The sequence below is a fragment of the Ensifer sp. M14 genome (genome assembly GCF_003355565.1).
Taxonomy (GTDB): domain Bacteria; phylum Pseudomonadota; class Alphaproteobacteria; order Rhizobiales; family Rhizobiaceae; genus Ensifer.
This window is the reverse complement of record NZ_QJNR01000004.1, coordinates 1-19,554: the sequence shown is the minus strand read 5'-3', so window position 1 is coordinate 19,554 and position 19,554 is coordinate 1. Positions and strand designations below refer to the sequence as shown.

Annotated in this window: 22 protein-coding genes, 2 tRNA genes and 1 pseudogene; 20 read left to right on the top strand and 5 right to left on the bottom strand. The window is 59.9% G+C overall.

All coding sequences use genetic code 11. The annotated features are described in order from the left end of the window. The first annotated feature begins 248 nt into the window (after positions 1 to 248). From BLJAPNOD_RS00210 to pncB, 3 genes are all read left to right on the top strand, one after another. Positions 249 to 1,436: a polysaccharide biosynthesis/export family protein gene (locus tag BLJAPNOD_RS00210; protein ID WP_115418519.1), complete on the top strand. Its 1,188-nt coding sequence runs from the start codon at positions 249 to 251 to the stop codon at positions 1,434 to 1,436. Between the two features lie 181 nt (positions 1,437 to 1,617). Further along, a complete protein-coding gene (pncA, locus tag BLJAPNOD_RS00205) occupies positions 1,618 to 2,217 on the top strand; it encodes a bifunctional nicotinamidase/pyrazinamidase (protein WP_077502833.1) in 600 nt (199 codons plus the stop codon). Between the two features lie 126 nt (positions 2,218 to 2,343). After that, entirely contained in the window at positions 2,344 to 3,648 is a 1,305-nt protein-coding gene (pncB, locus tag BLJAPNOD_RS00200) for a nicotinate phosphoribosyltransferase (protein WP_077502832.1), read from the top strand. A gap of 214 nt (positions 3,649 to 3,862) precedes the next feature. On the opposite strand, the gene BLJAPNOD_RS35120 is transcribed toward pncB, so the two are convergent. The 3 genes from BLJAPNOD_RS35120 to BLJAPNOD_RS00190 form a co-directional block, all read right to left on the bottom strand. Continuing rightward, the gene (locus BLJAPNOD_RS35120) at positions 3,863 to 4,102 is read right to left on the bottom strand and encodes a hypothetical protein (RefSeq protein ID WP_147294513.1); all 240 of its coding nucleotides are present in this window, start codon (positions 4,100 to 4,102) and stop codon (positions 3,863 to 3,865) included. A 222-nt stretch (positions 4,103 to 4,324) separates the two neighbouring features. Beyond that, a complete protein-coding gene (locus BLJAPNOD_RS00195; RefSeq protein WP_025425871.1) occupies positions 4,325 to 4,534 on the bottom strand; it encodes a cold-shock protein in 210 nt (69 codons plus the stop codon). A gap of 283 nt (positions 4,535 to 4,817) precedes the next feature. Beyond that, positions 4,818 to 4,892, bottom strand: a tRNA-Thr gene (locus BLJAPNOD_RS00190). A 158-nt stretch (positions 4,893 to 5,050) separates the two neighbouring features. Between BLJAPNOD_RS00190 and BLJAPNOD_RS00185 the strand changes: the two genes are divergently transcribed. The 17 genes from BLJAPNOD_RS00185 (at position 5,051) to BLJAPNOD_RS00105 (ending at position 17,820) form a co-directional block, all read left to right on the top strand. Further along, the gene (locus BLJAPNOD_RS00185) at positions 5,051 to 5,290 is read left to right on the top strand and encodes a hypothetical protein (protein WP_077504383.1); all 240 of its coding nucleotides are present in this window, start codon (positions 5,051 to 5,053) and stop codon (positions 5,288 to 5,290) included. A gap of 160 nt (positions 5,291 to 5,450) precedes the next feature. Then, a complete protein-coding gene (gene murA / locus BLJAPNOD_RS00180; protein ID WP_077504382.1) occupies positions 5,451 to 6,743 on the top strand; it encodes a UDP-N-acetylglucosamine 1-carboxyvinyltransferase in 1,293 nt (430 codons plus the stop codon). 106 nt (positions 6,744 to 6,849) lie between these two features. Next, complete coding sequence (locus BLJAPNOD_RS00175; protein ID WP_115421063.1) at positions 6,850 to 7,290, top strand: DUF2948 family protein; 441 nt, start codon at positions 6,850 to 6,852, stop codon at positions 7,288 to 7,290. Positions 7,291 to 7,327: 37 nt separating this feature from the next. Beyond that, positions 7,328 to 8,632, top strand: a complete 1,305-nt coding sequence (gene hisD, locus BLJAPNOD_RS00170) for a histidinol dehydrogenase (RefSeq protein ID WP_115418518.1) — start codon at positions 7,328 to 7,330, stop codon at positions 8,630 to 8,632. Continuing rightward, positions 8,629 to 9,105, top strand: coding sequence for a UPF0262 family protein (locus BLJAPNOD_RS00165; RefSeq protein WP_115418517.1), 477 nt, complete (start codon positions 8,629 to 8,631; stop codon positions 9,103 to 9,105). The genes hisD and BLJAPNOD_RS00165 overlap by 4 nt, the downstream gene beginning before the upstream one ends. 14 nt (positions 9,106 to 9,119) lie before the next feature. Then, complete coding sequence (locus BLJAPNOD_RS00160; protein WP_115418516.1) at positions 9,120 to 9,587, top strand: low molecular weight phosphatase family protein; 468 nt, start codon at positions 9,120 to 9,122, stop codon at positions 9,585 to 9,587. 317 nt (positions 9,588 to 9,904) lie between these two features. After that, the gene (gene infA / locus BLJAPNOD_RS00155) at positions 9,905 to 10,123 is read left to right on the top strand and encodes a translation initiation factor IF-1 (protein ID WP_004435948.1); all 219 of its coding nucleotides are present in this window, start codon (positions 9,905 to 9,907) and stop codon (positions 10,121 to 10,123) included. A 49-nt stretch (positions 10,124 to 10,172) separates the two neighbouring features. Further along, entirely contained in the window at positions 10,173 to 10,793 is a 621-nt protein-coding gene (locus BLJAPNOD_RS00150) for a Maf-like protein (protein ID WP_077504378.1), read from the top strand. 5 nt (positions 10,794 to 10,798) lie between these two features. After that, entirely contained in the window at positions 10,799 to 11,008 is a 210-nt protein-coding gene (gene yacG, locus BLJAPNOD_RS00145; RefSeq protein WP_077504377.1) for a DNA gyrase inhibitor YacG, read from the top strand. 181 nt (positions 11,009 to 11,189) lie between these two features. Further along, a tRNA-Phe gene (locus tag BLJAPNOD_RS00140) sits at positions 11,190 to 11,265 on the top strand. 284 nt (positions 11,266 to 11,549) lie between these two features. Further along, entirely contained in the window at positions 11,550 to 12,323 is a 774-nt protein-coding gene (gene rfbF / locus BLJAPNOD_RS00135; RefSeq protein WP_115421062.1) for a glucose-1-phosphate cytidylyltransferase, read from the top strand. Further along, complete coding sequence (rfbG, locus tag BLJAPNOD_RS00130; RefSeq protein ID WP_115418515.1) at positions 12,305 to 13,384, top strand: CDP-glucose 4,6-dehydratase; 1,080 nt, start codon at positions 12,305 to 12,307, stop codon at positions 13,382 to 13,384. The genes rfbF and rfbG overlap by 19 nt, the downstream gene beginning before the upstream one ends. Beyond that, a complete protein-coding gene (locus tag BLJAPNOD_RS00125) occupies positions 13,381 to 13,941 on the top strand; it encodes a dTDP-4-dehydrorhamnose 3,5-epimerase family protein (protein WP_115418514.1) in 561 nt (186 codons plus the stop codon). The genes rfbG and BLJAPNOD_RS00125 overlap by 4 nt, the downstream gene beginning before the upstream one ends. Then, positions 13,938 to 15,161, top strand: a complete 1,224-nt coding sequence (locus BLJAPNOD_RS00120; protein ID WP_199565872.1) for a class I SAM-dependent methyltransferase — start codon at positions 13,938 to 13,940, stop codon at positions 15,159 to 15,161. The genes BLJAPNOD_RS00125 and BLJAPNOD_RS00120 overlap by 4 nt, the downstream gene beginning before the upstream one ends. Further along, a complete protein-coding gene (locus tag BLJAPNOD_RS00115) occupies positions 15,158 to 15,991 on the top strand; it encodes an NAD(P)-dependent oxidoreductase (protein ID WP_115418512.1) in 834 nt (277 codons plus the stop codon). Before BLJAPNOD_RS00120 ends, BLJAPNOD_RS00115 begins: the two co-directional genes overlap by 4 nt. A gap of 4 nt (positions 15,992 to 15,995) precedes the next feature. Continuing rightward, a complete protein-coding gene (locus BLJAPNOD_RS00110) occupies positions 15,996 to 17,057 on the top strand; it encodes a class I SAM-dependent methyltransferase (protein WP_115418511.1) in 1,062 nt (353 codons plus the stop codon). Beyond that, positions 17,050 to 17,820: a cephalosporin hydroxylase family protein gene (locus BLJAPNOD_RS00105; protein WP_115418510.1), complete on the top strand. Its 771-nt coding sequence runs from the start codon at positions 17,050 to 17,052 to the stop codon at positions 17,818 to 17,820. Before BLJAPNOD_RS00110 ends, BLJAPNOD_RS00105 begins: the two co-directional genes overlap by 8 nt. A 263-nt stretch (positions 17,821 to 18,083) precedes the next feature. On the opposite strand, the gene BLJAPNOD_RS00100 is transcribed toward BLJAPNOD_RS00105, so the two are convergent. Beyond that, positions 18,084 to 18,926, bottom strand: coding sequence for a glycosyltransferase family 2 protein (locus BLJAPNOD_RS00100; protein WP_115418509.1), 843 nt, complete (start codon positions 18,924 to 18,926; stop codon positions 18,084 to 18,086). A gap of 154 nt (positions 18,927 to 19,080) precedes the next feature. Continuing rightward, positions 19,081 to 19,218, bottom strand: a pseudogene (locus tag BLJAPNOD_RS35845) (IS5/IS1182 family transposase); the annotation flags it as partial. Positions 19,219 to 19,554: the final 336 nt, after the last annotated feature.

Below are 19,554 nucleotides of genomic sequence, written 5' to 3'. Positions count from 1 at the left end.
GTCCAAAGGCCTAACATATACATGCCAAGAACCTTCATCCAAGACAAATCGGGCGGCAAACCCGGCAAGGTGTAGGAGGTATGACCGGAAAAGCGCAGGGCCAATTATTTTGCTTGTCTTCGTCTGCAAGTGACTTGTTGTGAGACGGCTATTGTGCTTTTCAGAGACCGGCGGATTCCCGACCGGGAAATCATGCGGTGCAGAACTATGAGTAGAATCATACCTGTGCCGAATTCGGAGTGTCGTAGTTGAAACGTGTAGCTGCCCTTCTGCTTTCTACCGCACTTGCGGGATGTCAGGCTGTTCCGGGCGAAGGGCCGCTGGCCGGAGCCATTGTTGCGGATGCTGGTCAATCCGGCGCCGAAATCGGTCGAAAGAACGCCACAGTCTTTGATATCGTCGACGTGAGCGGCCAGTCCGCACGCCTTGTGTCCGACTATGTATCGTCTACGCTCAACCGCCGGTTCGGCATTGGCGGCGGCGTCGGCCGCGTTGTTATCGGTGTCGGTGACGCCCTGAAAGTGTCGATCTTCGAGGCCGGCAGCGACGGTCTCTTCTCGACGCAGGATTCCAAGCAGACAAGCATCGATCTGGTCGTTCAGCCTGACGGCAAGGCAGCCATTCCCTATGTCGGCTCCGTCCAGTTTGCCGGCCTGACCCTGGAGCAGGCGCGCCAGGCAATCCTGGAAGCGCTGAAGCAGAAGGCGGTCGAGCCCGACGTCATCGTCACGAGCATGAGCACCGCGTCGCGCAACGTCACCGTTTCGGGTGCCGTCGGCAAGTCCGCAGTCGTGCCGCTCAGCCTCGTCGACGAAACGATCAACGAGGTCATCGCCAAGGCAGGCGGTCCGGTCGCTCAGCCCTACGAGACCTACGTGACGCTGGTGCGCGGCAAGAAGACCGGCACGGTTCTCCTGAAGTCGATCATCGAGAACCCGTCTGAAAACATCCATGTGAAGCCCGGCGACCAGATCTTCGTTGCGCGCGATCCGCGCCGCTTCACGATCCTCGGCGCCGTCAAGGCCAATCAGCGCGTCGAGTTCGGCGCCAACGATCTCAATCTGCTGGAAGCCATGGGCTTGGCCGGCGGTGGCTCCGACTACGCGCTGGATATGAAGGGCTACTTCATTTTCCGCTACGAAGAGCCGGATGTGGTCATGAGCCTTCTCGGCCGCGAGCGCTTCAACGAGATGTTGCGCAAGGGTATGAAGACTGACAGCCAGGGGCGTTACCCGATCGTCTACCGCTTCGACATGAGCAAGCCGGACAGCCTGATCGTCGGCCAGACGTTCCCGATCAAGAACCGCGACGTGATCTACGCATCGCGCCATCCGTCGGTCGATTTCTCGAAGTTCCTGAACTTTGTTGCGCAGCCGGTCGGCATCGCCAATTCCGGCTTCTCGATCGCCGACAACATCAACAGCATCAGCAACTGATCCATTCGAACTACAGTTTAAGAAGGGCGTCGACCGCGGTCGGCGCCCTTTTTCTTTTGCGTTCGAGGAACGTGCCGGAGCATGCCCGAAGCGGGTTGCCGTCGCTCAAAATCTGTGATTGATCTTGGACTTAAATCGATTTTGGTGATCGATAGGAATTGGTCCGGTCGAAGGAAAAGCGATGGCTGGTGAAGCGTTGATCGTCGTCGACGTGCAAAACGATTTCTGCCCCGGGGGAGCGCTTGCCGTTTCCGGCGGCGGTGAGATCGTGCCTGTGGTCAATGATCTGATCCGGAAATTCGAGCATGTGGTGCTGACGCAGGACTGGCATCCCGACGGACATTCGAGCTTCGCCTCCGTCCACCCGGGAAAGGCGCCGTTCGAAACGGTGACGATGCCCTATGGTGAGCAGACGCTTTGGCCTGATCATTGTGTTCAGGGCAGCGCAGGTGCTGATTTTCACCCGGCGTTGGAATGGACGCGTGCCGAACTGGTGATCCGCAAGGGCTTTCGCACCGGCATCGACAGCTACTCCGCCTTCTTCGAGAATGATCGCCTGACGCCGACCGGCTTGACCGGCTACCTCCGGGACCGCGGTATCGACAGCGTCACCCTGTGTGGTCTTGCGACCGATTTCTGCGTTGCCTTTTCCGCGCTCGACGCCGTCGCGAAAGGGTTTTCGACTTCGGTTGTGCTCGATGCGTCCAGGGGTATCGATCTCAACGGTTCGCTCTCCACCATGATCACGCGCATGCGGCAAGCCGGCGTGCGGATGCTTTAGCCCGTCCTGCTGCATGTTTCCTTAGATCCTCTTCGATTTAAGGAAACATGCAGTCATTCAAAGTGTTGCAGCGATCTTAGCGCGTATGACAGAACGCGCCGCGCTGCAGGAGGAGCAGTTCCTGAGATGACCAAGACCGATATCGCCAGGCGCGTCTACAATCATGCCTGGAAGCTCGACCCGATCGTGCGCAGCCTGCTCGATACGGATTTCTACAAGCTCTTGATGCTGCAGATGATCTGGAAGCTCTATCCGGATGTGGACGCGACCTTCTCGCTGATCAACCGGACCAAGACCGTGCGGCTCGCCGACGAGATCGACGAGCATGAGCTGCGCGAGCAGCTCGACCATGCCCGCGAATTGCGGTTCTCCAAGAAGGAAATGATCTGGCTTGCCGGTAACTCGTTCTACGGCCGCAAGCAGATCTTCTCGCCCGAGTTTCTGGCCTGGCTCGCAAAGTTCCGGCTGCCGGATTACGAGCTGTCGCGACGCGACGGCCAGTTCGAGCTGACCTTCCGCGGGCGCTGGGCCGAAACCACCATGTGGGAGATCCCGGCGCTTGCGATCATCAACGAGCTGCGCTCGCGCTCGGCGATGAAGGGCCTTGGTCCCTTCACGCTCGATGTGCTCTATGCCCGCGCCAAGGCGAAGATGTGGTCGAAGGTCGAGCGCCTTCGGCAGTATCCCAGCCTCAGGATCTCGGACTTCGGCACCCGAAGGCGCCATAGCTTCCTGTGGCAGCGCTGGTGCGTCGAGGCGCTGAAGGAAGGCATCGGCGCATCCTTCTCCGGCTCCAGCAACGTCCTTCTGGCAATGGACACGGATCTGGAGGCGCTTGGCACCAACGCGCACGAGCTGCCGATGGTGGCAGCAGCGCTCGCCCGTAACGACATCGAACTCGCCCAGGCGCCCTATAAGGTGCTGCAGGACTGGAACCAGCTCTACGGCGGCAATCTGTTGATCGTGCTTCCCGATGCCTTCGGCACAGCCGCGTTCCTGCGCGATGCGCCTGCCTGGGTGGCGGACTGGACCGGCTTTCGCCCTGATAGTGCCCCGCCGATAGAAGGCGGCGAGAAGATCGTCGCCTGGTGGAAGAAGATGGGGCGAGACCCGCGCGAAAAGCTCTTGATCTTTTCCGACGGCCTCGATGTCGAGACGATCATCGAAACCTACCGGCATTTCGAAGGGCGCGTGCGCATGAGCTTCGGTTGGGGAACGAACCTCACCAATGACTTTGCCGATTGCGCGCCGACGGAGATCAGGGGCCTCAACCCGATATCGATCGTCTGCAAGGTCAGTGATGCCGACGGCCGGCCGGCGGTCAAACTGTCAGACAACCCCCGCAAGGCGACAGGTGACGCGGCAGAGGTGCAGCGCTATCTGAAATTCTTCGGAAGCGAGGATTTCGTCGAACAGGCCGTCAAGGTCTGACAGCGGCGGCGAGACGACCGGCCAAAAAGAAACCGGCATGAGCCGGTTTCAAAAGGGGATTTAAGCGTTGCGATTGTCCATCATCGCGCTATCAAATCTAGGGGGAAAATCTTAAGGTTGCGTTAAGGCGCAATTCTCGACGCCTGCAACTACAAATTAAGTCTTCCGCTAGAACGTTTCGGCTCGCCGATCGTCTGAGCTTTCCTGAGCGCCGTCAGAACACGAACATGTAGAGCAGGATGATGGCGATCAGGGGTACGCCCATGAGCCAGAGAACGATGCCTTTCATTTCAAAACCTCCACGTCGTTGCCGTTGAATAGGTAACGCGGGCTGTCGCAAAACGTTCCTTGCCACGAGCATGTCAGGCAAAAGCCGAAAGCGTTTGGCAAGAATGGCAGGCGCTGCAGCAGAACCGTGAAATGCGATAGGCCGATCTTGGAGGCTGCGCCGCATTTTGGGATCGATGCCGTGCAGGACGGCGTACCGAACAGGCGCCTTGGCGACGGCGCAACATTCTGAAGTCGCTGCTCAATCCCGACTTGGACCGACGCCGGTTCCTAGGGGGATTTGTCCGCCGCCGATGACGTCAGGGCAATAAAAAAGGCCGGGCGAACCCGACCTTCCCATTCGCTGTCCCGCCTCCCGCACATCTGCGTTGGCGACGACGCGCGAAAATTACTTGGCCTGCAGGTTGTCTGCAGAAGACTTGCCGGTCTTGCGGTCGCGTGTCAGCTCGTAGCTGATCTGCTGACCTTCGTTGAGGCCGGAAAGGCCTGCGCGCTGAACGGCCGAGATGTGAACGAAGACATCAGGGCTGCCGTCGTCAGGCTGAATGAAGCCGAAACCCTTGGTGCTGTTGAACCACTTTACTGTGCCTGTAGCCATGACGATTCCCTTTCAATCGTTCGTAATAGACATTCCCGGAAACAAACCTCCGGATCAGGATAACCGATTTTGAAGAGGGAAGTCCGTCTCTCACGCGCTTAGGGCGCCGACACAAAGTTCGTCAGCAATATCGATTTCCGCCAAATAAGAGCTGAATGTGACGATTGCAAGGCTTTGTTTGTCGATGTCTGGGCAAGCTGCGCGGCCATGCACACATGAGTGCGCAGCGCGGTTTGGCTCCGTCAAATGATGATAAAGGTTCGAGGCAAGTCAAAGGGGAAAATGGTGCTGCTAGAGAGATTTGAACTCTCGGCCTCTCCCTTACCAAGGGAGTGCTCTACCCCTGAGCTATAGCAGCATCTCGCGGCCGGTTCGTTGACAAGCCGCATCAAGCGAGGCGGCTATTGCCATAGCTGGACGGGGAGCGCAAGCAGCATTTTGAAGTTTTCGCTGTTGTCCTGTGAGAAAATCCGTTTCGGCTTCCGAACCCCCTGGTTTTGCGCTAATGCATCCAGCATGCAAACAGACGACAAGAAAAGCGCTGAGGGCGAAGTCCCGCTGGCCGAGCCGGAGAATGCGCCGGCAAAGCGCAAGCCGAAAGACACGACCGAGCAGGACTTAAGAAAGGCGCGCCTTGCCAAGACGCTGCGCGACAATCTCCAGCGCCGCAAACAGCAGATGCGCGCGCGCCGCTCCGGTCAGCCCGATGAAGCGATCGGCCTGCCTGCCGCAAAAACGGACGAATCGGACGATTAGTACGGGGAGGGCGCCGTTCGGCGGTCTTTCGCAATGGCAGGCGGCAATGGCCGCCATGCGTTCAAGGCACTTCTAATTTCGCGGCGTCTCCCCTAAAGAGGCGCCTTCAGACACACTTCATTTTTTTGGAAAGGCGGGCCAAGCCCGTTCGAGAGGCCTCATGGATCGCATCAGGATTGTAGGCGGGAATGAACTTCACGGGGTCATCCCGATCTCCGGCGCGAAGAACGCGGCCCTGCCGCTGATGATCGCATCGCTGTTGACCGACGACACGCTGACGCTGGAAAACGTTCCGCATCTGGCCGACGTCGAGCAGCTGATCCGCATTCTCGGCAACCACGGCGCCGATATCTCGGTCAACGGCCGGCGCGAGCGCCAGGGCGAAAGCTACGCCCGCACGATCCATTTCACTTGCCGCAACATCGTCGACACAACCGCTCCCTATGAACTCGTGTCGAAGATGCGTGCCAGCTTCTGGGTGATCGGCCCGCTTCTGGCGCGCGAAGGCAAGGCCCGCGTGTCGCTGCCGGGCGGCTGCGCCATCGGCACGCGCCCGGTCGATCTGTTCATCGAGGGCCTGCAGGCGCTCAGCGCCAACATCGAGATCGACAGCGGCTACGTCAACGCGACGGCGCCGGCAGGCGGCCTGATCGGCGCGCGCTACACGTTTCCAAAGGTCTCTGTCGGCGCCACCCACGTGCTGATGATGGCAGCGACGCTTGCCAACGGCACCACCGTGCTCGGCAATGCCGCGCGCGAGCCTGAGGTTGTCGACCTTGCCAATTGCCTCAACGCCATGGGCGCCAAGATCACCGGCCAGGGCACGGCGACGATCACCATCGAAGGCGTGCGTTCGCTGTCGGGCGCCCGTCACCGCGTGCTGCCCGACCGTATCGAGACCGGCACCTATGCCATGGCCGTTGCCATGACCGGTGGCGACGTCATCCTCGAAGACACCGACATGGCGCTGCTCGACACAGCGCTGGAAGCAATCCGCCGCGCCGGCGCCGAAATCACCGAGACCAACAGCGGCATCCGCGTTGTGCGCAATGGCGCCGGCATCAAGCCGGTTGACATCGTCACCGATCCCTTCCCGGGCTTCCCGACCGACCTGCAGGCGCAGTTCATGGGCCTGATGACCATGGCGAAGGGCACGTCGCACATCACCGAGACGATCTTCGAGAACCGCTTCATGCACGTGCAGGAGCTTGCCCGCCTCGGCGCCAAGATCTCGCTGTCGGGCCAGACGGCCAAGATCGAAGGCGTCAGCCGCCTGAAGGGCGCGCCCGTGATGGCGACCGACCTGCGCGCCTCTGTGTCGCTCGTCATCGCCGGTCTGGCGGCGGAAGGCGAGACCATGGTGTCGCGCGTCTACCATCTCGACCGCGGCTTCGAGCGGCTGGAAGAAAAGCTTACCCGTTGCGGCGCCCACGTCGAGCGCGTCAGCGACTGATTTTGCCCGTCGCGCCTGATGCCGTTGCGGTTTCAGGCGCGACGTCCTATGTCCATTTCAATTGTGGCACGCAAGATGTGCGACGAAAGCGAAAGGAATGGATGGCATGGATGGTCTGAAGCTGCTGGCGCTCGATGAAGAGGATCTGGCCGTCGTCTCTGCCCACGTCCAGGATGCCGTGTTCAAGGTTTCCGGACTGGAATACGATGCCCGCGGCAAGCAGTTTTCGCTCAGCGTCAACCGGTTCGTCTGGGAGATGGCCGATGGCAAGCGACGTTCCTTCGAGCGCCGGCGTGCCGTGCTTCTGTTCAAGCGGGTGAATGCCGTGCGCTCGCTCGGCTTCGATCGTGGAAATGGCGAGGCTGTGCTCGATCTGCTGGCGGTGACGTTCGCGGTCGCCGGCGAAGGTCCGGAAGGCACCGTCGAACTTGTGCTTGCCGGTCAAGCTTCCATCGCCCTTGATGTGGAATGCATCGAGGTGCAGCTTGCAGATACCGGCGGGGCATGGGAAACCGCTTTCAAGCCCCGGCACCCCGAAGGCGTTTGAACCCCGCGACACAGGCATACCACAAGGACATTTTGCGTTGGCAATCAGGCTGAACTATCTCGACGGTAACTTCGAACAGCAGTTCGCGGCATTCCTGACCACCAAGCGTGAAGTTTCCGAGGACGTCAACGCGGCGGTCAAGGCGATCATCGACGATGTCCGCCTGCGCGGCGATCAGGCCGTGGCGGAATATTCCGCCCGCTTCGACGGCATCGATTTCGAAACGACGCCGATGCGCGTCAGCGCCGACGAGATCGATGCGGCGATCCAGGTCGTCGAGCCGGAAGTGCTGGGCGCGCTCAAGGTCGCCGCCGTGCGCATCGAATCGCATCATGCCCGCCAGCGGCCGAAGGACGATATCTACGAGGATACGATGGGTGTCGGCCTCGGCTCGCGCTGGACGGCGGTGGACGCCGTAGGGCTCTATGTACCGGGCGGCACCGCGAGCTATCCAAGCTCGGTGCTGATGAACGCGCTGCCGGCGAAGGTCGCAGGCGTCGAGCGCATCGTCATGGTCGTGCCGGCAAATGGCGGCAAGATCAACCCGGCGGTGCTGGCCGCAGCGCGTCTTGCCGGCGTCGAGGAAATCTACCGGATCGGCGGTGCGCAAGCCGTGGCTGCCCTTGCCTATGGCACAGCGACCATCGCACCTGTCGCAAAGGTCGTCGGCCCGGGCAACGCCTATGTCGCCGCCGCCAAGCGCCAGGTCTTCGGCACCGTCGGCATCGACATGATTGCCGGCCCTTCGGAAGTGCTCGTCATCGCCGACCGAGACAACGATCCGGACTGGATCGCCGCCGACCTGCTTGCGCAGGCCGAGCACGATGTCGGCGCCCAGTCGATCCTGATCACCGACGATGCAGCCTTCGGCGAGGCGGTCGAGGCGGCGGTCGAGCGTCAGCTGAAGACCCTGCCGCGTGCCGAGACGGCATCGGCGAGCTGGCGCGATTTCGGCGCGATCATCCTTGTGCCGGACCTCGAAAAGGCCATCCCGCTTGCAAACCGCATCGCCGCCGAGCACTTGGAGCTGGCGCTTGCCGATCCCGAGCCAATGGTGGCCAAGATCCGCAATGCCGGCGCCATCTTCGTCGGACGCCACACGCCGGAAGTCATCGGCGACTATGTCGGCGGCTCGAACCACGTGCTGCCGACGGCGCGCTCAGCACGATTCTCCTCAGGCCTCGGCGTTCTCGATTACATGAAGCGCACGTCGATCCTGCGCCTGGACGCGGAGCAGCTTCGCATCCTCGGACCGGCCGCGATCGCGCTGGCGCGGTCCGAAGGGCTTGAGGCCCACGCGCGTTCGGTCGCGATCCGCCTCAATCTCGGGGATGCCGGATGAAGGCTGACCGCAACCAGCGCCTCTGCGATGTCGTACTGGACGAGACGATCGGCCGTTCGACGCCCGATGTGGAGCATGAGCGCGCGGTTGCGATCTTCGACCTTCTCGAAGAAAACCTGTTCGAGCCGGTCGGCCACCCCGGCGGTCCCTACAAACTCAACCTCTCCTTGATGGACGCAAAGCTGGTCTTTGCGATCTCGACAGAAAAGGGGAGTGACGTCGCCACCCATATTCTCTCGCTGACGCCGTTTCGCCGGATCGTGAAGGACTACTTCCTGATCTGCGAAAGCTATTACGAGGCGATCCGTTCGGCGACGCCGAGCCAGATCGAGGCGATCGACATGGGGCGCCGCGGCATTCACAACGAGGGCTCGCAGACGCTGATGGACCGGCTTTCCGGCAAGATCCGGCTCGATTTCGACACTGCCCGCCGCCTGTTCACGCTCGTCTGCGTGCTCTATTGGCGCGGATGACGGCGGAGACCGGGATGACGGGATCCGCGAAGCGCCAGCCGACAACGCCCCGCTCCGTTCTCTTCATGTGCGGCATGAACGCGATCCGCTCGCCGATGGCCGAAGCGCTTGCCAAGGCCGCTCTGCCGGCGGGCACCTATGTTGCCTCTGCTGGCGTTCGCCACGGCGAGCGCGATCCCTTCGTCGACGTGGTGCTGGACGAGGTCGGCCTGTCGATCGGGCGGCATCAGCCGCGCACCCTGGACGAGCTTGAGGACGATTACTTCGATCTCATCGTCACTCTGGCGCCGGAGGCCCATCACCTCGCGCTGGATTTGACGCGTTCCATGGCCGTCGACGTGGTCTATTGGCCGACGCCGGACCCGACGGTTGCCACCGGCACGCGCGAGCAGATTGTCGATGCCTATCGCGCTGTTCGCGATCATCTTACCACGCTGATTAATCGCCGTCTGGTAGTGGCGCCCGCGGGCGAAAAGGCTTAATACCAACCTTGCGCTGATATTGATCTATTGCGTGGGACGATAGATGGCCCACCCGAAGGGCCGGGCGCTTTTGGCCTCCTGATGGCGTCGACAATCCTCACCGGACCGCTCGGGTCCGGTTGCGGATTTCTCCTTGCCGGAAACCAAAATCACTCCGGCGCAATCGATCAATATCAACGCAGGTTGGTATCAGGCAGTACAAAAGCTGAAAAGCCGGCGCAAAGCGGTTCACAAATCCTCGTCGATTGTGTAGTTTCCGGCGAATTTTTCGGGATGCGTGTCGTATCCCCGAACAAACACAGAAAGAACAGTCCTACATGGCGAAAGAAGAAGTCCTCGAATTCCCGGGCGTGGTCACGGAATTGCTTCCCAATGCGACCTTCCGCGTGAAGCTCGAAAATGAACACGAAATTATTGCCCACACCGCAGGCCGCATGCGCAAGAACCGTATCCGCGTTCTGGCCGGCGACAAGGTGCTTGTCGAAATGACGCCCTACGACCTGACCAAGGGTCGCATCACCTACCGCTTCAAGTAAACCGCCGACAGGTGGCTTCATCATATCTCTGGGGTGACGGCGCGTTCCGATGACAAAGGCTCAAAAACTGATACTGGCGTCCGGCTCGCCGCGTCGCGTCGAGCTTTTGGCCCAGGCAGGCATCGAGGCTGCGCGCCTGATGCCGATGGATCTCGACGAGACGCCGAAGCGCGCTGAACATCCGCGCTCGCTGGCGCGTCGTCTTTCTGCCGAGAAGGCGAAGGCGGCGCTGGCTGCGATCAAGGGTGAAGCCGGTTGGGATGGCAGCTATATCCTGGCAGCCGACACGGTCGTCTGCGTCGGCAGGCGCATCCTGCCGAAGCCGGAACTCGTCAGTGAAGCCTCGAGCGCCCTGCATCTGCTGTCGGGCCGCAGCCACCGCGTCTACACCGGCGTCTGCCTGATCACGCCGGACAAGACGCTGCGCCAGAAGGTGGTCGACACCAAGGTTCGCTTCAAGCGCCTTTCCGGTTTTGACATCGAGAGCTATCTTGCCTCCGGCCAATGGCGCGGCAAGGCAGGCGCCTATGGCATCCAGGGTATTGCCGGCAGCTTCGTCGTCAAGCTCGTCGGCTCCTACAGCAACGTCGTCGGCCTGCCGCTCTACGAGACGGTCGGCCTGCTGGTCGGCGAAGGCTACGACGTTCACAACCGTTGGCTGGAAGGCTGAAGGCAGTGACGGACGAAGACAAGAAGACGGGCTCGAATGTAGCGCCCCTGCGTGCACCGCGTCCTTGCCCCGAATGCGGGCGCCCCTCGCACCGTGAGCACTATCCCTTCTGCTCGGACCGCTGCCGCAACGTCGACCTCAACCGCTGGCTCTCGGGCTCCTACGCCATTCCTGTGGCGGACGACGAGTCGAAAGCCGACGACGACGATCGCTGACCGCGATCTGCCTGAATATCCTCAGTTTTTCGGCTTTTTCCACACTCTTTGAAATAACTGCCAAAAAACTTTCATTTGGTGCTGGACACCGCCGAACATCATGTTATAACCCCGCTCGCTTCCGGGGCACAAACAACGCCCCGAGGGTTCCGAAAGGAACCGCTGCCCGCAACGGCAGGATGCCCGGATAGCTCAGTTGGTAGAGCAGCGGATTGAAAATCCGCGTGTCGGTGGTTCAAATCCGCCTCCGGGCACCATTTTCTTTCAAATGACGACAAACTTTTGTAGGGTTGCCTTGTTTCCCTTTGTTTTTGCAAGTGGGCTCCTGCACTTTAACGCAGACCGCCAAGCGCTCTTCCATTCAAGACTCGTCGTGCCGTTGGTTTGCATTGAGATTTGAGCCGGCCCTACCCAATTTTTCCATTGAGAATTGCACGCCGATAAGGTGTCGACTTCGTGCCTCAGTTGACAAGTCGAAGTGCTCTGCTCCATGAATTGACAGCGGATGAGGCTAGACCAAGACTTCTTGGAAGAGATGGAAATGAAAGTTGTGATTCTGGCCGGCGGGCTGGGAACCCGTATTTCCGAAGAGACGCATCTAAGGCCCAAGCCGATGATCGAGATCGGCGGTCGGCCGATCCTCTGGCATATCATGAAACTGTATTCTGCCCATGGCGTGAACGAGTTCGTCATTTGCTGCGGCTACAAAGGCTATGTCATCAAGGAGTATTTCGCCAACTACTTCTTGCATATGTCGGATGTCACTTTCGATATGGCCTTGAACGAGATGCAGGTCCATCGGCGCAGCGCGGACCCCTGGAAAGTCACACTGATCGACACCGGCGAAGCGACCATGACTGGAGGTCGTCTGAAGCGCGTCGGTGATTACTTGCGCGACGAGGACAGCTTCTGCTTCACCTATGGAGACGGGCTGAGCGACGTCAATATTACGGAGCTCATCAAGTTTCATCGGGGGCACGGCAAGCTTTCCACAGTCACGGCCGTCCACCCACCGGGCCGCTATGGTGCCCTGGAACGTAGCGGCAATCAGGTCACCGGTTTCGTCGAGAAGCCGCGCGGCGATGGCGGCCTGATCAATGGTGGCTTCTTTGTCCTGTCGCCAAAGTGCATTGATCTGATCCAAGGTGATAGCACGCCTTGGGAAGCGGACCCCATGACGACGCTCGCTGCCAAGGGCGAGATCATGGCCTATGAACATGACGGCTTCTGGCAACCGATGGATACGTTGCGCGAGAAGAATATGCTCGAAGACCTGTGGGCATCGGGAAAGGCACCATGGAAGATCTGGCAGTAATGGGTAGCGCCAGACCAAACAGAAGTTTCTGGACGGGAAAATCCGTTCTTTTGACAGGACACACCGGTTTCAAAGGCGCCTGGTTGGCGATCTGGCTGAGCCATTTGGGCGCCAGGGTCACCGGTGTTTCGCTCGCTCCCGAGACACGGCCAAACCTCTTCACGCTGGCGCGCACGGATGCGGAAAGCCATATCCTCGATATTCGCGACAGCGTCAGGCTTGCAGAAGCGGTGCAAGCCGCCGCGCCCGAGATCGTCCTGCATCTCGCCGCCCAGGCGCTGGTGCGGCCGAGCTATCAAGATCCGCTCGGCACGTTTGCCACGAATGTCTTGGGCACTGCCAATCTTCTCGACGCGGTACGTTCGACACCTTCCACGCGTGTTGTCTTGGCGGTGACCACCGACAAGGTCTATCGCAATCTCGAACATGCCTTTCCCTACCGGGAGACCGATCATCTCGGTGGCTACGATCCTTACAGTGCCAGCAAGGCAGCCGCCGAAATCGTCATTGCGAGCTATCGAGATTCGTTTCTTCGCGAGCGGGGCGTGGCTGTCGCCAGTGCACGTGCTGGCAATGTCATCGGCGGCGGCGACTGGTCGACCGACCGGCTGCTGCCGGACGCTGTGCGCGCGTGGCAATCTGGCGAAGTTCTGCATGTGCGCCGGCCGGAAGCGCGGCGCCCTTGGCAGCATGTCCTTGAACCGCTTTCCGCCTATCTCGTTTTGGCCGAGCGGCTGTGGAGCGATCCATCGTTGTCCGACGCCTTCAATTTCGGACCAGCCAGCAACGATGCTGCTTCCGTAAGGCAGGTGATCAACATTGCCCGCACGTCCTATGGCCGCGGCGAAGTCAAATATGGCGACGGAACCGAGGGGCCGCACGAGGCAGGCTGGCTTGCCCTCGAAACTGCCAAAGCGCGGCATATGCTCGGAATAGAACCACGATGGTCGCTGGCCGAGGCCGTTGATCGGACGATGAAATGGTATCGCGCTCAGTACGACGATGCTGACGTTCGGACCCTCTGCGAAGCTGAAATCCGCGACTACGAGGCCCACCTTTGAGCCGGTTCACCGTCATCGACCTGCCGCTGGCAGGTCTCAAACTGGTCGAACGCCAGAACCATGGGGACTCGCGCGGCTTCCTCAGCCGCATGTTCTGTGCAGATGAGCTTGGCGCTGCTGGGTGGTTGAAGCCGATTGCCCAGATCAACCTCACGATGACGGCGAAAAAAGGCGCCATACGCGGGATGCATTTCCAGCATCCACCACATGCAGAGATGAAGCTGGTCAGCTGCGTCCGCGGCGCTGTTCTTGATGTCGCCGTCGATCTGCGGGCGGGTTCGCCTACCTTCCTGAAATCGCATGCGCAGGAACTTTCTGCAGAAAATCGCCGTGCGCTGTTGATCCCGGAAGGTTTCGCGCACGGTTTCCAGGCGCTCACCACCGACTGTGAGCTGCTCTATCTGCATTCCATGCCGTACATCGCCGGTTCAGAAGGTGCGCTGCATGCGCAGGACCCGGCTCTCGGCATCGCCTGGCCGCTCGAGATCGCCGAAATGTCCGAGCGCGACCAAAAACACCCCTATCTGACAGATCAATTTGCGGGATTGACGCCATGAATTGCCGCCACTGCGGTTCCACACTTCGGTGCGATTTCCTGGACCTCGGCTTCGCGCCCCCGTCCAATGCCTACCTGACTGTCGAGGATCTCGCCAAGCCGGAAATCTATTTCCCTTTGCGGCTCAAGGTCTGCGAGGAGTGCTGGCTGGTGCAGACGGAGGATTATGCGGCTGCCGATGCGCTGTTCAGCGCCGAATATGCTTACTTCTCCAGCGCCTCTAGCAGTTGGCTGGCGCATGCGAAGCATTATACCGAGATGATGACCACGCGGCTCGGTCTGGGACTGAACAGCATGGTCATCGAGGTTGCCTCCAATGACGGCTATCTCCTCAATAATTTCGTCGCCGCCGGCATTCCGTGCCTGGGCGTCGAGCCGACGGACAGTACTGCTGATGCCGCGGAAAAACTCGGCGTGCCGGTCTTGCGCGCGTTTTTCGGTGAGGCGGTCGGCACCGCGCTGACGGCACAGGGAAAAAGCGCGGATCTCATTCTCGGCAACAATGTCTATGCTCATGTGCCGGACATCAACGATTTCACCCGTGGCTTGAAGGCCGCGCTGAAAGCCGGCGGTACCGTGACGCTCGAATTCCCGCACTTGATGCGGCTCATTGAACACAATCAGTTCGACACCGTCTATCACGAGCACTTCTCCTATCTGTCGCTCTTTACGGTCGCAAAGATCTTCGACAGCGTCGGCCTGAAGGTCTTTGACGTGGAAGAGCTGCCAACCCACGGCGGAAGCCTGCGCGTCTATGGCTGTCACGCCAACGACGCACGGCGGACTACGGATGCGGTGGCCACGCTGCTCGACGAAGAGGAAACGCAAGGGCTGCGGACCACCGCGCCCTATTCCGCATTCCAGCGGCAGGCAGAGCAGGTCAAGAACGATGCGCTGGCTTTCCTGCTGCAGGCCAAACGCGACGGCAAGACGATCGCCGCCTATGGCGCCGCGGCCAAGGGCAACACGCTGCTGAACTTTGCTGGTGTCAAACCCGATCTGTTGCCCTTCGTCTGCGATGCGGCGGCGGCAAAGCAGAACAAGTACATGCCCGGTAGCCATATCCCGATCCTGCATCCGGACGAAATCATGAGGAACCGCCCGGACTACGTGCTGATCCTGCCGTGGAACATCGCGACGGAAGTCCGCCAGCAGCTTGCATCGCTCGCCGGACAGGGCACGAAATTCGTGACCGCCGTGCCCAGGTTACAGATCACATGACGAACCACGTTCTTCTGACCGGAGGTACGGGTTTCGTCGGTCGCCAGGTGCTGCGGGCCCTGACCGAAGGGGGCGCCTCTGTGCGGCTGGTCATTCGCGAGGGATCGACTGAAAGCCGACTTGGCGATCTTTCCGCTGTCGAAGAGGTCGTTACGACACCGGACCTGTTTCGCGAAACGGTCGAGTGGTGGGCGAGGGCGTTCGAAGGCATCGATACCGTCATACATGTTGCCTGGTATGCGGAGCCCGGCAAATATCTCCATTCGGCAGAAAACATCGTCTGCCTCGAAGGCACGCTGCGGATGGCGCAGGCGGCGGCGCTCGCGGGCGTCAGGCGGTTTGTCGGCGTTGGCACCTGTTTCGAATATGACCTGTCGGCCGGCATGCTGTCGACGGACACCCCGCTTCGTCCGATCAGCCCATACGCAGGTGCCAAGGCCGCGGTTTTCATGGCGCTGTCGCAATGGCTGCCGCTGCACGGCATTGCTTTTGCCTGGTGCCGGCTGTTCTATCTTTTTGGCGAGGGTGAAGACGAGCGGCGACTGTTTCCCTATCTGCGGGCGCAGCTTTCCGCCGGCAATCCGGTCGAGCTGACCAGCGGCAGCCAGATCCGCGATTTCATGGACGTCCGCGACGCGGGAAAACAGATTGCAGATATCGGGCTGGGGGACAAAACCGGGCCTGCGAATATATGCTCGGGCACGCCGGTCACGGTGCGGCAGATAGCCGAGCGGTTGGCCGACGAATATAACCGCCGCGATCTTCTGAGATTCGGCGCGCGCCCCGACAATCTGGTAGATCCTCCATGCGTCGTGGGATTAACTAGGTGATGAAATGACGACCAAAGACAAAGCGCTGCTTTACGAGCAGTCACAATTGCCGACATTCCAGAACCGCGTCTATTCGACGGCGGCGGAAGCGCAAAGCTGCGCCAAGGGCGATATCCGGCTGGTGCAGAACCTGAAAACCGGGCTCATCGACAATGATGCGTTCGACCCGAAGCTCATGGACTACGACGGCAACTACAATAACGAGCAGGGCGTCAGCCAGCATTTCCACCAGCATCTGGAAATGGTCTCAGGCATCGTCGAACGCACGATGGGTCGCCGGAACCTGGTAGAGGTCGGCTGCGGCAAAGGCCTATTCCTTGAAATGCTGCTCGAAAAAGGTTTTGACCTCACCGGTTTCGACCCGACCTACGAGGGCGACAATCCGCGCGTCAAACGACACTATTTCGAGGCGGGTGTCGATGTGCAGGGGGAGGGCCTGATCCTTCGCCATGTGCTGGAGCACATCCAGAACCCTTACGATTTCCTCGTCGAACTCAGCAGAGCGAACGGCGGCAAAGGGCGCATCTATCTCGAGGTGCCCTGCTTCGACTGGATCATGGAGCACCGCGCCTGGTTCGATATATTCTACGAGCACGTCAACTACTTCCGCCTCTCCGATTTCCACCGGATCTTCGGCACGGTCATCGAAAGCGGTCGCATTTTCGGTGGCCAGTATCTCTATGTGGTGGCGGAGCTCGACTCGTTGCGCCCGCCGGTGTGCGAGGAAGCCGATCGGGTGCGTTTCCCCGCCGACTTCACCCGCACGCTTGGTGACACGATCGCGCCCGGCGGCAGCTCGGCGATCTGGGGCGGCGCGTCGAAGGGTGTTACCTTCTCGCTGCTCAAGTCCCGTCAGGGACAGCCGGTCGATATGGTCATCGACATCAATCCGGCCAAGCAAGGCAAGTTTCTGCCGGCGACAGGCCTCATGGTGCATTCGCCGGAAGACGCGCTGGCGAAACTTCCACATGGATCGACGATCTACGTCATGAATTCCAATTATCTCGAGGAAATTCGAATGCTGTCTCATAACGCCTATACCTATGTGGGGATCGACAATGAGTGACTTCGCCAAGGAGGTTGAAGCCCGCTTGGCAGCCGTGCCGGCAAGTAAGGACCTGAACGACAGCGCCGCCCAGTTCATGCGCACGTCGATCGCCTCACAGTATTCCTACAATTATTTCTGGCTGGGCCGGCCGATCATCCAGTATCCGCAGGATATGGTCGCCATGCAGGAGCTGATCTGGGCCGTGAAACCGGACCTGATTATCGAAACCGGCATTGCCCATGGCGGCTCGCTGATCCTCAGCGCCTCGATGCTGGCCCTGCTGGAGCTGTCGGAAGCCGCCGAGAAGGGCGAAATGGTTGATCCGGCGAAGCCGAAGCGCAAGGTTCTTGGCATCGACATCGATATCCGCGCCCATAACAAGGCCGCGATCGAGGCCCACCCGATGGCGTCGCGGATAGAGATGATCCAGGGCTCGAGCATAGCGCCCGAGATCGTGGAGCAGGTTCGCAAGGTGGCGGCGGGTTACTCGCGCGTTCTGGTCAGCCTCGACAGCAATCATACGCATGCGCATGTTCTCGAGGAGCTCAATCTCTATGCACCCCTGACCAGCGTTGGCAGCTATTGCGTTGTGTTCGACACCGTGGTCGAGGATCTGCCAAAGGAATTGTCGGGCGACCGCCCATGGGGCCCTGGCGATAGTCCGAAATCGGCCGTAGCTGAGTATCTGAAGGAGCACCCGGAGTTCGAAGTCGACCAGTCGATCGACAACAAACTTCTGATCACGGTCGCCCCTGGTGGATACCTGAAACGCCTCAGCTAGCGGGAACGCAAGCGGGACCGGTTTTCCGCACCTGTCCCGGCGGGATGCGATCTGTCGCAGATCGGCGTCGCTGACTGATACTGATACCCGCACTATCGCTCCCGCAAGCCATTGGTGCACCCGCCGGCTTGCGTTTGATGGTACTTTTCAGCCCGGGCAGGTGCGGAGCCCAAGACCTCCATTGGCGTTGACGGCCCTTCCGTAGCTCATGCTTCGATGCGCTATGACGAAGGTTTCGAGACCGGGTATGGCAGTTGGGAGTTTCAGGCCAGTGATCTGCCGAGCAGTCGAGCGCGAAGTCGGCGCAGCTTGCGACCATATTTCATACGTCCCAGCGCAACTGGATAGAGCAGCAGGTAGCCGATCCGAAACGATGTCGGACCGAGAGATAAGAATTGGCGCAACATGGTGCGCTCGAAGATGGATGCCCGTTTCTCCTTCACCGCGCCGGGCAGACGCGGCGACGCCGCCCTTTTGAACAGGCGACTGGGGCCGCCGTAAACGATTGGGAGACGACGGAGGCACTCGGTCATCATCATCACATCGCCAGGTGCGCCGTAGGTTGAGAAAACTCTGAGGCTTTCCTCCGTAATCGCGTCCGTCGGGAAAATGCCGTAGATGACATTCGCTTTTCCAAGGTTCGCGGGCTCGATAGCATATGCCAGTTGTCGCGACCACGCCGGTCCCACATACTGCAGTTCCCGCCCGTTGGCCTGATGCGTCATATTCTGGCCGTCGTAAGTCACCATTTGCAGCTGGCCGAAAACAATAGCGCGCTGGTCTTTCGCGACAGGTACCAGAACAGACAACCAATCCAGATCGATCCAGTCATCATGAGCTGCCCACTTGAACAATGGAGCGGTTGCCTGCTCGTGAACAAAGCGGAAGTTATTGACTGCGCCGATGTTCTTTGTCTGCCTGAAGTATTTTACCCTGCTGTCGCAGTTCGAAAACTCCCGGCAAATCTCTTCCGTTTCATCGGTTGATGCGTTGTCGGAGATGATCAGCTCGAAATCAGCAAAGCTCTGCTTTAATACCGAGTCGATGGCCAGTCGGAGGTGATGTCCTCCATTGTAAACAGCCAAACCGATACTGATTTCGGGCATTCTAACCTCCACCACGCACGCGTGCGTTCCTCGCGCTCTTATGGCAGAGATGACTTTCCCTTTAAAGAAGCATTTGGGAAATCCGTAATGCCACGAGGTCGAATCCAAAGTGGGTGTCAAAAGCGAAACGGAGGGCTTTCTTGGCTCAGGACTCCTAATCGAGCCAATTGCAGCAAGTTGCGGAGATGAGGATAGCCGAGAAGAACGTATAAGCCCGCCGGCAGCAGCTGGTCGCAACGCATCTCCAATCTTTCATCCTGCCGAACATGTTCTCGATACGATATCGTTGCTCACAGAGGATTGCTGCAGTCTTGGCTGGCAGGGCTGGACGTATCGTCTTTTAATGCCCGACCGCTGACTGCAACTCAGCCGTGAATATGTTCCCGCTGGGACTATCAGGGGGGATATCCGTGAAAACTAAAATTGTTGCCGTGGCATGTGTTGCCGCGATCGTATCGTCGTGCGCTTCAAGGTCGACTGACATTGAGGCAAGCTATGTGTCTTCAACGCTCTACCAAAATCTGACCTGCCAACAGCTAGGTTCAGGGTAAGCGGTTAGCCGATCACGCTCGGCTCGAAGTTCCACGGCATCAGAGCGTCGATATCCTGCGCGGGCCATCCGTTGGCC